Below are 13,031 nucleotides of genomic sequence, written 5' to 3'. Positions count from 1 at the left end.
TCCAATACAAAGTTTGTTGTTTCTTTGCAAAATAATTTTTCACACAACAATTCCCCCTTTGGGGGCTAGGGGGTCTATGATTTCAATTCCACACAAAACTAAACAATTCCTTGTACTTCTAGTCAAACTTTTGATTGTAGGGGGAGCGTTTTATTTTATCTACAACCAACTCGCCAACAATGACCAACTCAATTGGGAGAAGTTTATAGTGTTGTTTCGCAAGAATCAATCTATTGGAGGCATTCTTTTTATCCTCTCGTTTAGTGTGTTGAATCGCTATTTCGAAATTCTGAAATGGCAAAACTTAGTCCATTTTCTGCATCCCATCTCGGTAAGCGAATCCACCAAACAGGTGCTGGCTGCTTTGACTGCGGGTTTGTTTACCCCAAACGGCGTGGGGGAATATGCTGGAAAAGCCTTGTATTTTGACAAAAAATCAACCAAAAAAATCATCTTTTTGAATCTGATTTGCAACGGAATACAAATGCTATTGAGCATCGTTTTTGGCATTTTAGGCTTGTTGTATTTCAATGCTATTTTCGCCATAATCAAACCAAAAACAGTGCTATTGCTCTTTGGAGGACTTTTGTTAATCATATTGATTGTATTTTTTTCAAAGAAAATCAACATTAAAGGCTACTCCATCGAAAAACTACTTCATAAAATCAATGAGATTCCAAAAGCGATTCATCAAAAAAACATCCTGCTGGGTACTTGTCGCTACTTGGTATTCTCGCATCAATACTATTTTTTGTTTTTGGCTTTTGATGTGGATTTACCCTATTTAACGATGATGGCTGCGATTGCTTCGGTCTATTTTCTAGCTTCGTCTTTGCCAACTTTTCAATTTTTGGATTTTGCGGTAAAAGGAAGTGTGGCCGTTTTTTTCTTTGGAATTTTGGGCGTAAACGAGTGGATTGTGGTTTTCATTTCGACTTTAATGTGGTTTTTAAATGTAGTATTGCCAGTGGCTATTGGAAGTTATTTTGTTTTGAGATTTAAAAGTCCCTTAGTCTCCGAAGGGGGAAACATTAATCTCAAAGAAAAACAATGATTTTTGTTTTACTAGGCATAGTAATCGTTTATGTGTTGACTATAAGTTGGCTGATTTACGGTTGTTCCCAAGTGCCGTTGTATAAAAAACAAGAGGTGACTCCAAAAACCACGTTCTCTATTTTAGTACCTTTTCGCAATGAAGCAGAAAATTTACCGATTTTACTAGAAAGTATTTCCAAACTAAAGTATCCGACGGATTTATTTGAAGTGCTATTGATTGATGATGCATCGGAAGAAAAGTTTTCAGTTCTCAGTTCTCAGTTCTCAGTGAGTATCATCAACACTATTCGACAATCGAATTCACCCAAAAAAGACGCCATCACGACGGGTGTTCCTTTGGCCAACAACGAGTGGATAGTGACCACCGATGCCGATTGTGTTGTTCCCGAAAATTGGTTGCTAACAATGGATGCTTTTATTCAAAATCATAAAGTAGAAATGATTGCTGGGGCGGTTACTTATGACTGCAAGCCTTCGTTTTTGCATCATTTTCAGCAATTGGATTTGACGAGTTTACAAGGCGCTACCATTGGAAGTTTTGGGATTAACAAAGGTTTTATGTGCAATGGCGCCAATTTTGCTTATACAAAATCTCTTTTTCAAAAATTGAATGGATTTGCAGGCAATGACAAAATAGCCAGTGGCGATGATGTTTTCTTGTTGCAAAAAGCCATAGCGCAATGTCCAGAAAAAGTACATTATTTAAAATCGAAGGACACCATTGTCCGAACACAACCTACGAATAGCTGGAAAGCCTTGTTTCATCAGCGCGTGCGTTGGGCTTCTAAAACTAGCTCCTATCAGAGTCGGTTTGGGATAGGATTAGGATTAGTAGTTTTTGCGGGTAATCTTAGTTTGATTTTGGGATTAGTATTGGGATTTTTGGGCTGGATTTCGTTCACCTATATCGCAATACTTTGGCTAGCGAAATTTATGGTTGATTCGGTTTTGCTTTACAGAACATATCGTTTTTTGAGTCCTTCCAAAATACGTTATTGGATAAGTAGTAGCTTACTCTATCCGTTTTTTAGTACTAGTGTGGCTTTGTATGCTGTTTTTGGTTCTTACGAATGGAAAGGGAGGCGATTTGAAAAATAATCGTTTGGTTACACTCGACTACCCTAGCCCAGATGGGAACGGCATCCTGTGGCTCCGGGGTTCGGAGCGACAGATATAGTGGACAGCTGGATTAGCTCCTGAAAAAAATTATTCTACTTTTAAAATTACCGGCAAGATGAATTGTGTTTTTACAGGAATTCCTCGTTTAATGGCGGGATTCACTTTAGGAAAACCGACCAATCGAGCGCGAAGAATACTATCGATTTTGATGGTATCGTAAGCCACCGAATCTTTTGTGAATTGGGGTTCAAATTTCAGGGTTGAATTGGGAAAAACGGTGACTTTGACTTCGATGGTGTCAAGCTCTGGATACAACGCCGCCAAGGTGTCTACGCTCAATTTTTCTTGAATCAACTGTGTCAATCGCTCAAAAAAGCATTGTTGTTGTTGCTTCTTGTCGGTCACGACTTCACAATCTACCAAAGAGGGATATTCGTCAACTTCTTTCCAATTAATGGATTTCAATTCCTTTTGCAGCAATTCCTTTTCAGAGGGAACTTGCTTCTCAAAGTATTGGCAAGAGGCGAACACCAGTAACAAAATGTAGCAATAACTTTTACTCAAAGCAGAGTTTTTTGGGTTGGACTTATTTTGGGATAAAAATACACTTATTATTTTTTATTTGGTTTGGATTGGAGATAATCTTCGTATCGCTCCGACATCCATTTCCTTTTATTCTCTTCAGCAATTGCTTTTTGATCCGGATACAGCGCTTTCAATCGGTCTGAAAACAAGGCAATTTGAACCGTATAGGTATAAAATTCTTCTCTCGATAGCACTATATTTGGATCTTCTTTCTTAGTGAAAAATTCAAAAAACAAAGCATCAAATTCTTTTAAGTTAAAGTTTAATACTTTAGCTTTATACTGAATTGACAATCTTTCTTTTAAAAGGTCATCTTGAGTTTTCTCGTTTTGCGATTGTCCATGACAAAGCAAAGAGAAAAAGAGGCATAAACCAAACCCTATAAAAGTTGAAAAAAGGTCTTTTTTCATAGTTATATCGTAATAAAACACTACAAATATACTTTCAAAATTACTAAAAATTAATTTATGGACATACTGCTTTTGGTCGTCGGGTTTGTATTTCTTATTGTAGGGCTTTTTGGCAGCTTTTTACCTGTTTTACCTGGTCCTAGTCTGAGTTTTGTAGGTTTGTTTTTGTTGTATTGTACCGATGCTATACCAGTTAATTATTGGGTTTTGGGCATCAGTTTAGCAATTACACTTCTTTTAACGATTTTAGATTATGTCATTCCTGCCAAGGGAACCAAAAAATTTGGAGGCAGTTCGTATGGAATTTGGGGAACGAATATCGGTTTAGTGGTTGGATTATTGACTCCTATTCCTTTTGGGTTCATTATTGGTCCTTTTGTTGGCGCTTTTATTGGCGAGATGATTTACGACAACAAAGACCACAATCGTGCGCTAAAAGCTGCTACTGGTTCTTTCATTGGTTTTTTAGCTTCTAGTTTTCTAAAATTTATTGTGTGTGTGATGCATTTAGGAGTTTTCGTTTGGATTGTTTGGCAGCATAAAGCTAATTTGTGGTAAGACCTGAGCAACACAAAACACTTCAAAATCAAAAAAATATTTTCGAGCTGAAAAACTTTCTAGTCTTGATTTTCGCCTTTAGTAATTTTTGTTAAAAATTACGAATTTTATCCGTTTTATCTATTAAAAATAAGGTATGTTCAAAAAAAAGTAAATTAAAATTCAGTATTACTTTTTTACAATGTTGCAAAATTACTATATTTATGCAAAATATGTATATATGGAACTTTTATGTTGCCCAAAATGCCAAAGTGATCATTTGATAAAAAGCGGCATCATTACTAATAAACAAAGGTATTCTTGTAAAAAATGCAATTATTTTTTTACCGTAAATAAATTAGGAAAAAAGATTGACGACTATTATGTTACTAAAGCTTTACAACTATATTTGGAAGGCTTGAGTTATCGTGAGATTGAACGGATTTTGGGCGTCTCACACGTAACTGTCAGCAATTGGGTAAAATCTTTTAACATCAAAAAACCATCGCACGCTAACTACCACCCTACCTATCGCATTTTAAATCATTCTGAATTAATAGAATATCTCAAAAACAAAAGTCTTTTGACAGGAGCAGGAATGATCATAACCGAACTTGGAGATAAATTTATGCTTATTAAATGGGAGCGTTTTAAAGATTAACTATACCTATTTACAAAAAAATATAGCATTATTTTTTTTTGTGAAATTAAATTAGAATTTGGCACTGTAAAAACCAACCAAAACTAATTTTATGAAAAAAAATTTTCCTCTGTTAGTAGCGCTCCTTTTTTCTTTTATCACTCTAGCCCAAGGCTCAAGTGAATACGGTAGCGGTATGAAATTTAACTTGAATGATAACGGTTCAAAATACATGCGATTTATAGCATGGAACCAAATTTGGTTTCGCTCTTCGCAAATGAATCCAGGAACCGCGGTAGGCAATGAGGCGACTACAAGCACCAGTGATATTGGCAACAGAAGGTTACGCTTTCTGGCTTACTCCCAATTGTCACCTCGCTATATGATCGTAACACATTTCGGAATCAATAATCAATCTTTCACAAGCGGTGGCGCCTCAGGAGCTACTGGAACTGGAGCTTATGGAGCAGGTAAAAAACCTGGACTATTTTTTCACGATGCTTGGAATGAGTATGCAGTAGTATTACCTCAAAAAGATAAGAAATTTAGTCTTTCATTAGGAGGAGGATTGCATTATTACATGGGGCTTTCAAGAGAAACAATGGCTTCGACACTAAATTTCTTGACTATTGATGCTCCCATATTTAACTGGCCGCTGATTGAAAATTCCGATCAATTTGCGCGTCAAGTAGGACTTTTTGCAAAAGGAAAATACGGCAAATTTGAATACCGTTTAAGTCACAACAAACCCTTTGCAACAAATGTTACCCCAACAAATGTAAACAATGCTGCTAATGCGGTTGCGGTTGATAATAATGGCAATGCAAAATGGTCTACCGCAGGTTATTTCGAATATCAATTTTTGGATCAAGAATCTAATTTGCTCCCTTTTAAAGTAGGTACTTATGTAGGCACGAAAAAAGTTTTCAATATTGGCCTTGGATTTTATACAGCTCCTGATGCTACAAAATCATCAGTAAACAATCAAATTCAAAAACATGATATGAATCTTTTTGCTGCAGATGCCTTTTTGGATCTCCCCATTGGAAAAAAAGAACAAAAAATGGCCATCACCGCCTACAGCGTTTACTATAATTATGATTTTGGTCCCAATTATTTACGTAACATCGGCATCATGAATATTGGTGCTTCTGACCCTAATTTTACAGGCAACAGAGCTCTTGCTGGCCCAGGAAATGCTCAACCTACTATTGGAAGTGGATCAATTTGGTACACCCAAGCTGGTTTTTTATTGCCTAATAAAAATGAAAAACCAAAAGTTAGGATCCAACCTTATGGAGCGATCACCTATAAAGATTTTGATGCGCTGCAAAAATCTAGTACACAATATGATTTTGGTGCTAATTTTCTTCTTGATGGACATCATTCCAAAATAACCGCACAATATTCTACTCGACCTGTTTTTAGCGCGCCTGGCGTAAAAGAACAAAGCAAAGGAGAATTTATAGTGCAATTACAAATTTATTTATAAACCAAAAAACAACAACCAAATGAGTAAAAAATCAACAACAGGAATCTGGAAAGTCATTTCGGCTTCCTCCATGGGTACCATGATCGAATGGTACGACTTCTACATCTTCGGAAGTTTGGCCGTAGTATTATCAACCAAATTCTTTCCAACAGATAATCCAACAGCTGCTTTCTTGTCAACGTTAGCAACATTTGCAGCAGGTTTCGTTGTACGTCCGTTTGGAGCCCTTTTCTTCGGACGATTAGGCGATTTAATTGGAAGAAAATATACGTTCATGGTAACGTTAATGTTAATGGGGGGTGCAACATTTGTAATTGGATGTATTCCGAGTTATGAAACAATTGGTTTTGCAGCTCCGATTTTAGTATTAATTCTACGTTTACTCCAAGGCTTAGCGCTTGGTGGTGAATATGGTGGTGCGGCAACTTATGTAGCAGAGCATGCTCCAGCAGGAGAAAAAGGATATTGGACTTCATGGATTCAAACAACAGCTACTGTGGGTTTATTCATTTCATTAATGGTAATATTAATTACAAAAGGGTTATTATCTAAAGAAGCTTTTGACGAATGGGGTTGGAGAGTACCATTTTGGGTATCAATCTTAATGGTTTTGGTTTCTTATTTGATTCGTAAAAACATGCACGAGTCTCCAGCTTTCGCAAAAACAAAAGCTGAAGGAAAAACTTCTACTAATCCATTAAAAGAAAGTTTCGGAAATAAATTCAATTTAAAATTCGTTCTTCTTGCCTTATTTGGTGCTACAATGGGACAAGGTGTAGTTTGGTATACTGGACAATTTTACGCAATGAACTTCTTGAAAACAGTTCAAAGTATTGATTCTTCTCAAGTAGATATGCTTTTAGGTGTAGCATTAATTATAGGAACTCCGTTCTTTGTTGTATTTGGATGGTTAAGTGATAAATGGGGTAGAAAATCAATTATGATGACAGGAATGTTGTTAGCGATTTTATTATATCGTCCAATTTATAGAGCAATGTATAATTCAACAGATTTGACTAAGAAAACAGAAATTGTTGCTCAAACTAAAGTTGTGCCTTCTATAAAAGAAGTTGATGCTACTAAAATGGATTCCATTTATACAACAACAAAAGCTTACACCGATGGAACTACAGTTGAAGAAATTAAAACTATCCATTTTGAGGCAGGAAAAGTAATGGTTGACGACAAAGGAAAAGATAAAATTGAAACAAAAGTTACCAAAATGATTAACAGTAGTGATCGTTGGTTTTTAATCTTTATGGTTTTCATACAAGTAATTTTTGTTACGATGGTCTATGGTCCAATTGCTGCATTCCTAGTAGAAATGTTCCCAGTTAAAATTAGATATACGTCGATGTCGTTACCTTATCACGTTGGAAATGGTATCTTTGGAGGTTTACTTCCAGCAATTTCTACCTATTTTGTTACGCAATCTAAAGAAGCTGGTGATGTAGAATTTTACCTTGAAGGTTTATGGTATCCAATTGGAATAGCCGCAGTTTGTTTCGTTATCGGAATGATTTACATTGATAGAAAAATTAATACTCTTCACGACTAAAAATATAAAACTATGAACGCATTAAAAAAATATTTAGGAATTGTTTGGATTGCACTTGCTGTTGCAGTAGCGTATTATTCATTTGACATTTTTGGAGAGAGATTATCTTCTGGCAAACAAGAGGATTTAGTTTTTGGAATCATCATATTCTTTATTCTTTTACCTATGATTTTTGCAGGTTTAACAATTTTTGGTTGGTATGCCATTACCAATGAATACGAAGATTAAATAATTTTATTAATTTGTCTCAGAAGCTCTTAGTATTTTAAGGGCTTCTGAGCATTTTCAGAAATTTAAAAATTTAAGAAGTTTAAAAGACTGTGTGTTTTCTTAAAAAAGTGATTTGAATTAGAAAAATGAAAAAAAGACATCAACAAAAGTTAGTTATTGTTTCTATAGTCTTATTAATAGGCTTTAATCTTCCTATTGTATTGCTTTTCGATTCTGCACAAAATTTTCTTGGTTTTCCTGTGGTTTACATTTACTTTTTCTCCATTTGGTTGCTTTCCATCTTTATTACTTTTCTAATTGTAAAACGATATAATGAATAGTATATTTCTTTTAGCGGTACTTTTAGGATATTTGGCAGTACTTTTTTATACTGCACATTGGGCTGAAAAAAAAGGCAATAGCAAATGGACAAATAATCCTTATGTTTATTCCTTATCATTAGCGGTTTATTGTACGGCTTGGACGTATTATGGAAGCATTGGAGTTGCAGCAAATAGCGGATTAAGTTATCTCCCTATATATCTTGGCCCAATAATAATTGCGCCATCATGGATTTTGATTCTTCGCAAAATAATTCGAATTTCTAGGGTAAATAAAATTTCAAGTATTGCCGATTTTATTTCGCTTCGTTACGGAAATAGCCGCTTTTTGGGTGCACTTGTTACCGTAATTTGCCTAACAGGAATTATCCCATATATTTCTTTACAACTCAAAGCAATTTCCGAAACTTTTCATATTGTAACTAAAACCCCCTTAAGCAACTATATTTTTAATGACACCACAACTCTTGTGGCGGTAGCACTGGCACTTTTTGCATCCTATTATGGCACCCAATATGTAGATGCCTCCGAAAAACGCAAAGGAATTATTACAGCAGTAGCAATGGAAAGCGTTTTGAAATTGGTATTCTTTGTTATAATTGGAGTGTATGTAAGTTTTTTTGTATTTGATGGCTTTGATGATATCTACAAAAAAGCAAGTTTGTTAGAACACTTTAAAGAAAAAAACACCATAGGCGGTCTATCTCAAGCCATTAACTGGTTTTTACTTTGCGTACTTTCAATGTTTGCAATATTTCTTTTACCAAGACAATTTCAAGTTTCGGTAATCGAAAACAATCGTGAAAATCATATCAATACGGCAGTTTGGCTTTTTCCATTATATCTGCTGATTTTCAACCTATTTGTTTATCCAATAGCTTGGGGAGGCAATATTTTGTTTGAAAATAAAAATGTAAATTCAGATGCCTATTCATTATTAATACCGCAATTGTTTGATGAAAAAACGCTTACAGTTATGGTGTTTCTCGGAGGTTTTTCTGCTGCAATTTCGATGATTATTGTGTCTTCTATCGGGCTTTCTACAATGATTACCAACAACATATTAATTCCATACAATTTATTAGGAAAACTCAAAATCGCCGAAGCAATCAGCAAAAAAAGTATTATAAATAGCAGAAAAATTGGAATTTTTTCTTTGATTATTTTGTCTTATTTTATTTATCGTTTTTTTGGATTAAATTATACATTAGTTTCCATAGGATTAGTTGCTTTTGTAATAATTTCTCAATTAGCACCCGCATTTTTCGGAGCATTATTTTGGAGGAGAGGTTCTAAATTAGGAGCGGTTTATGGAATTTTGGTTGGGTTTATTATTTGCATTTATACCTTATTGATTCCTTATACCATTGGTTTATCCAACACAAATAGCACGTTTATTGCCGACGGATTGTTTGGAATTAAATTGTTAAAACCCTTTCAATTATTCGGATTGGATTATTTAGATCCCATTCCGCACGCTTTATTTTGGAGTATGTTGTTTAACTTTATGATTTACTTTGCCGTTTCGGTGAGTTTTAAAGGCAATTATCGCGAACGCAATTATGCCGAAATGTTTGTTGATATTGAAAAATATAGTAGCAATCTAGAAAACGCCTTTGTATGGAAAGGAGTGGCTTATGTAGCCGATATTCAAAAAGTTTTGGAGCGATTCTTAGGTGAAGTGAGAACCAAAAGAGCGCTTTCTCTATTTCATTCCAAGTATAATATTGACCAAAACATTGTAACAGCAGATGCTAGATTTATCAAATTTGCTGAAAATTTATTGACGGGTCACATAGGAACAGCTTCTTCTAAAATACTTATTGCCAGCGTAGTCAAAGAAGAAAAAATAGCCTTGCCCGAAGTTTTAAGGATTCTCGAAGAATCACAAGAAAATATTATTGTAAATAAAAAACTCAGCGAGACAACTAATGCCCTTCAAAAAACATCAGCGCAACTCCAACAAGCCAATCAAGAACTGCGCAACAAAGACATTCAAAAAGATGAATTCTTAGATACCGTTACCCACGAATTGCGCACACCAATAACGGCCATCCGAGCGGCGAGTGAAATATTGCATGACGATGAAGATATCCCAACTGAAATGCGACAACAATTTCTTCAAAATATAATTTCAGAATCGGACCGTTTGAATCGTTTGATTGATAAAATTTTGGATTTAGAAAAATTCGAAACTGGAAAACAAAAGATTTATTTATCAAAAAACAATTTGACCGAAACCATCAATAAAACGTTATTGTCCTTACAACAATTAATACAAAACAAAAAAATTAACGTCAAATTTGACACACCATCCCCAAACATCAGAGCGTTTTATGACGAAGAACGCATCATTCAGGTCGTGCATAATTTAATTTCTAATGCCATAAAGTTCTGTGCGCAACCTCATGGAAGAATAACAATTTCGGTTAGCGAGGAGCAATCGTTTGTTGTGGTGCGCATTCACAATAATGGAAAAAAAATTAATGAAGAAGACTACGAAGCTATTTTTGACAAGTTTTACCAATCCAGAAATCAAAATGTAAAAAAGCCAATAGGAAGCGGACTAGGACTTGCCATTTGCAAACAAATTATCGAGCACCACAAAGGAAAAATATGGGCGTCTAATGCAACTCTCGAAGGCGTCACTTTTACTTTTACATTACCAAACTATAACACCTCTGAACCCATCAGTTTATGAAAAAAATACTCTTAGTAGACGATGAACCCAATATTCTAATGACGTTAGAATATACTTTTAAAAAAAACAATTTTCAAGTTTTTATTGCTAGAGACGGACAAGAAGCACTAGAAATTTTGAAAGATCAGCTGCCGGATGTTATCATTTTAGACGTGATGATGCCTTTGGTAGATGGATATGATACCTTAGAGCAAATAAAAAAAGATTCACGATTAAGCCATTGCAAAGTGATTTTTTTAACTGCAAAAAATAAAGAAAAGGATATTGAAAAAGGTTTGTCCCTTGGTGCAGATCGCTATGTCTTAAAACCTTTTTCAATCAAAAAATTAGTTGAACAAGTACACGAATTAATTTAGAAAAAAATATTACCATGAGCTATTTCAAAATCAACACATTAGAAGAATACTTTAAACACTACAAAAAATCGATACGTGAACCTAAGAAGTTTTGGGACAAAATAGCTTCCGAAAACTTTGTCTGGTACCAAGAATGGGAAAAAGTTATCGATTTTAATATGGCACAAGCTGATATTAAATGGTTTGTAAATGCAAAAGTAAATATTACCAAAAATTGCATCGATCGACATTTAGCCAAAAACGGGGAACGTACCGCTATCATTTTTGAACCAAATGATCCAGCTGAATCAGCTTTGCATATTAGTTATAACGCGCTTTCTGAACGTGTAAACAAAATGGCCAATGTCCTAAGAAATCAAGGAATACAAAAAGGAGATCGCGTATGCATTTACCTTCCAATGATCCCTGAATTGGCGGTTGCCGTTTTAGCCTGTGCCCGAATTGGCGCCATACATTCTGTTGTGTTCGCAGGTTTTTCAGATTCAGCCGTTGCCGCAAGAATCAATGATAGCGAATGCAAAATGGTTATCACTTCCGATGGAGGATATCGTGGCAACAAAACCATTGACTTGAAAGGAATTATTGACGAAGCCTTAAAAAAATGCCCCTGTGTAACCAAAGTGTTGGTAGCCAAAAGAACAAACACACAAATTACTATGCAAGAAGGAAGAGACTTATGGCTACAACCTTTGCTAGACGAAGCCTCGGATAACAATGTGGCTGAAATTATGGATGCTGAAGATCCCTTATTTATATTATACACTTCAGGTTCTACCGGAAAACCAAAAGGGATGGTACACACAACCGCTGGCTACATGGTTTATACCGCCTATACGTTCAAAAATGTATTCAATTACCAAGACAACGATGTGTTTTGGTGTACTGCCGATATAGGATGGATTACGGGACATTCTTATATTTTGTATGGCCCCTTGTTAAATGGAGCAACAACCGTTTTGTTTGAAGGTATTCCTTCTTATCCAACTTTTAGTCGCTTTTGGGAAACCATAGAAAAGCATCGTGTAACGCACTTTTACACTGCGCCAACCGCCATTCGAGCCTTGGCAAAAGAGAAACTTGAGTATGTACAAAAATTTCCTTTGGCGTCGCTTAAAGTTATAGGTTCTGTTGGAGAACCAATTAATGAAGAAGCTTGGCATTGGTACAATGACCATGTGGGAGGCAAACGCTGCCCCGTAGTAGATACTTGGTGGCAAACCGAAACAGGAGGAATCTTGATCTCTCCTTTAGCCTTTGTAACCCCTACAAAACCAACTTATGCTTCTCTCCCCTTACCAGGCATACAACCCGTTCTTATGGACGATAAAAGAAATGAGATTGAAGACAATCAAATAACGGGAAGTTTGTGTATCAAATTTCCGTGGCCTGGTATCGCACGCACCATTTGGGGGGATCATCAACGCTATAAAGAAACTTATTTTTCCGCATTTCCAGGAAAGTACTTCACTGGAGACGGTGCTTTAAGGGATGAAGTTGGTTATTATAGAATCACCGGCCGTGTGGACGATGTGGTCATAGTATCGGGACATAATTTAGGAACTGCTCCCATCGAGGATGCCATAAATGAACATCCAGCTGTTGCAGAATCAGCAATTGTAGGTTTTCCACATGATATAAAAGGAAATGCGTTGTATGGCTTTGTCATTTTAAAAGAAACAGGAGAATATCGCGATCGTGACAATTTGAGTAAAGAAATTAATCAATACATCTCCGATCATATTGGTCCAATAGCCAAATTAGATAAAATACAATTTGTAACTGGATTACCAAAAACACGTTCTGGAAAAATTATGCGTAGAATTCTCCGTAAAATTGCTGAGGGGGATTTCTCTAATTTTGGTGACACGACCACTTTATTAAATCCAGAAATTGTGGATGAAATAAAAAATGGAAAACTTTAATTTTAAAAAAAAAATCGGTTGTCTCATAACTAATGAAACAACCGATTTTATATTTTAAAGAAACAAAGAACACTTAAAATAAATATAGTACACTCCTCATGATG

At 35.4% G+C, this 13,031-nt stretch carries 12 protein-coding genes; 10 read left to right on the top strand and 2 right to left on the bottom strand.

Annotated elements, in window-relative coordinates:
- The first annotated feature begins 76 nt into the window (after positions 1–76).
- Positions 77–1,054, top strand: coding sequence for a lysylphosphatidylglycerol synthase domain-containing protein (locus FLB_RS08350; RefSeq protein ID WP_064715496.1), 978 nt, complete (start codon positions 77–79; stop codon positions 1,052–1,054).
- Entirely contained in the window at positions 1,051–2,154 is a 1,104-nt protein-coding gene (locus tag FLB_RS08345) for a glycosyltransferase family 2 protein (RefSeq protein WP_064715495.1), read from the top strand. Before FLB_RS08350 ends, FLB_RS08345 begins: the two co-directional genes overlap by 4 nt.
- Positions 2,155–2,262: 108 nt before the next feature.
- On the opposite strand, the gene FLB_RS08340 is transcribed toward FLB_RS08345, so the two are convergent.
- Positions 2,263–2,739 (bottom strand): hypothetical protein, encoded by a 477-nt coding sequence (locus FLB_RS08340; RefSeq protein WP_064715494.1) that lies wholly within the window; start codon positions 2,737–2,739, stop codon positions 2,263–2,265.
- 47 nt (positions 2,740–2,786) lie between these two features.
- Positions 2,787–3,170, bottom strand: coding sequence for a hypothetical protein (locus FLB_RS08335; RefSeq protein WP_064715493.1), 384 nt, complete (start codon positions 3,168–3,170; stop codon positions 2,787–2,789).
- Between the two features lie 57 nt (positions 3,171–3,227).
- On the opposite strand from FLB_RS08335, the gene FLB_RS08330 reads away from it, so the two are divergent.
- The 8 genes from FLB_RS08330 (at position 3,228) to acs (ending at position 12,927) form a co-directional block, all read left to right on the top strand.
- Positions 3,228–3,728 (top strand): DUF456 domain-containing protein, encoded by a 501-nt coding sequence (locus FLB_RS08330; protein WP_064715492.1) that lies wholly within the window; start codon positions 3,228–3,230, stop codon positions 3,726–3,728.
- 220 nt (positions 3,729–3,948) lie between these two features.
- Complete coding sequence (locus FLB_RS08325; RefSeq protein WP_064715611.1) at positions 3,949–4,368, top strand: helix-turn-helix domain-containing protein; 420 nt, start codon at positions 3,949–3,951, stop codon at positions 4,366–4,368.
- A 91-nt stretch (positions 4,369–4,459) separates the two neighbouring features.
- Positions 4,460–5,839 (top strand): hypothetical protein, encoded by a 1,380-nt coding sequence (locus tag FLB_RS08320; protein WP_064715491.1) that lies wholly within the window; start codon positions 4,460–4,462, stop codon positions 5,837–5,839.
- A gap of 19 nt (positions 5,840–5,858) precedes the next feature.
- On the top strand, positions 5,859–7,397 hold the full coding sequence (locus tag FLB_RS08315; RefSeq protein ID WP_064715490.1) for an MFS transporter: 1,539 nt from the start codon (positions 5,859–5,861) through the stop codon (positions 7,395–7,397).
- A 12-nt stretch (positions 7,398–7,409) separates the two neighbouring features.
- Positions 7,410–7,625: a DUF6814 family protein gene (locus FLB_RS08310; RefSeq protein ID WP_064715489.1), complete on the top strand. Its 216-nt coding sequence runs from the start codon at positions 7,410–7,412 to the stop codon at positions 7,623–7,625.
- Positions 7,626–7,940: 315 nt separating this feature from the next.
- The gene (locus FLB_RS08300) at positions 7,941–10,649 is read left to right on the top strand and encodes an ATP-binding protein (protein ID WP_064715487.1); all 2,709 of its coding nucleotides are present in this window, start codon (positions 7,941–7,943) and stop codon (positions 10,647–10,649) included.
- Complete coding sequence (locus FLB_RS08295; RefSeq protein ID WP_064715486.1) at positions 10,646–11,005, top strand: response regulator transcription factor; 360 nt, start codon at positions 10,646–10,648, stop codon at positions 11,003–11,005. Before FLB_RS08300 ends, FLB_RS08295 begins: the two co-directional genes overlap by 4 nt.
- Positions 11,006–11,019: 14 nt before the next feature.
- On the top strand, positions 11,020–12,927 hold the full coding sequence (acs, locus tag FLB_RS08290) for an acetate--CoA ligase (RefSeq protein ID WP_064715485.1): 1,908 nt from the start codon (positions 11,020–11,022) through the stop codon (positions 12,925–12,927).
- The last annotated feature ends 104 nt before the right edge of the window (positions 12,928–13,031 follow it).

It is taken from the genome of Flavobacterium succinicans, from assembly GCF_001662485.1.
Classification (GTDB): Bacteria; Bacteroidota; Bacteroidia; order Flavobacteriales; family Flavobacteriaceae; genus Flavobacterium; species Flavobacterium succinicans_A.
The sequence above is the reverse complement of the archived record's forward strand: the minus strand, read 5'-3'. Positions and strand labels throughout refer to the sequence as shown.

What these genes read in the sequence shown, in the direction of transcription:
- FLB_RS08345 (WP_064715495.1), top strand. Translation starts at nt 1,051, where the DNA reads ATGATTTTTGTTTTACTAGGCATAGTAATCGTTTATGTGTTGACTATA.
- FLB_RS08320 (WP_064715491.1), top strand. Translation starts at nt 4,460, where the DNA reads ATGAAAAAAAATTTTCCTCTGTTAGTAGCGCTCCTTTTTTCTTTTATC.
- FLB_RS08300 (WP_064715487.1), top strand. Translation starts at nt 7,941, where the DNA reads ATGAATAGTATATTTCTTTTAGCGGTACTTTTAGGATATTTGGCAGTA.
- FLB_RS08315 (WP_064715490.1), top strand. Translation starts at nt 5,859, where the DNA reads ATGAGTAAAAAATCAACAACAGGAATCTGGAAAGTCATTTCGGCTTCC.
- FLB_RS08310 (WP_064715489.1), top strand. Translation starts at nt 7,410, where the DNA reads ATGAACGCATTAAAAAAATATTTAGGAATTGTTTGGATTGCACTTGCT.
- FLB_RS08350 (WP_064715496.1), top strand. Translation starts at nt 77, where the DNA reads ATGATTTCAATTCCACACAAAACTAAACAATTCCTTGTACTTCTAGTC.
- FLB_RS08295 (WP_064715486.1), top strand. Translation starts at nt 10,646, where the DNA reads ATGAAAAAAATACTCTTAGTAGACGATGAACCCAATATTCTAATGACG.
- FLB_RS08335 (WP_064715493.1), bottom strand. Translation starts at nt 3,170, where the DNA reads ATGAAAAAAGACCTTTTTTCAACTTTTATAGGGTTTGGTTTATGCCTC.
- FLB_RS08330 (WP_064715492.1), top strand. Translation starts at nt 3,228, where the DNA reads ATGGACATACTGCTTTTGGTCGTCGGGTTTGTATTTCTTATTGTAGGG.
- acs (WP_064715485.1), top strand. Translation starts at nt 11,020, where the DNA reads ATGAGCTATTTCAAAATCAACACATTAGAAGAATACTTTAAACACTAC.
- FLB_RS08325 (WP_064715611.1), top strand. Translation starts at nt 3,949, where the DNA reads ATGGAACTTTTATGTTGCCCAAAATGCCAAAGTGATCATTTGATAAAA.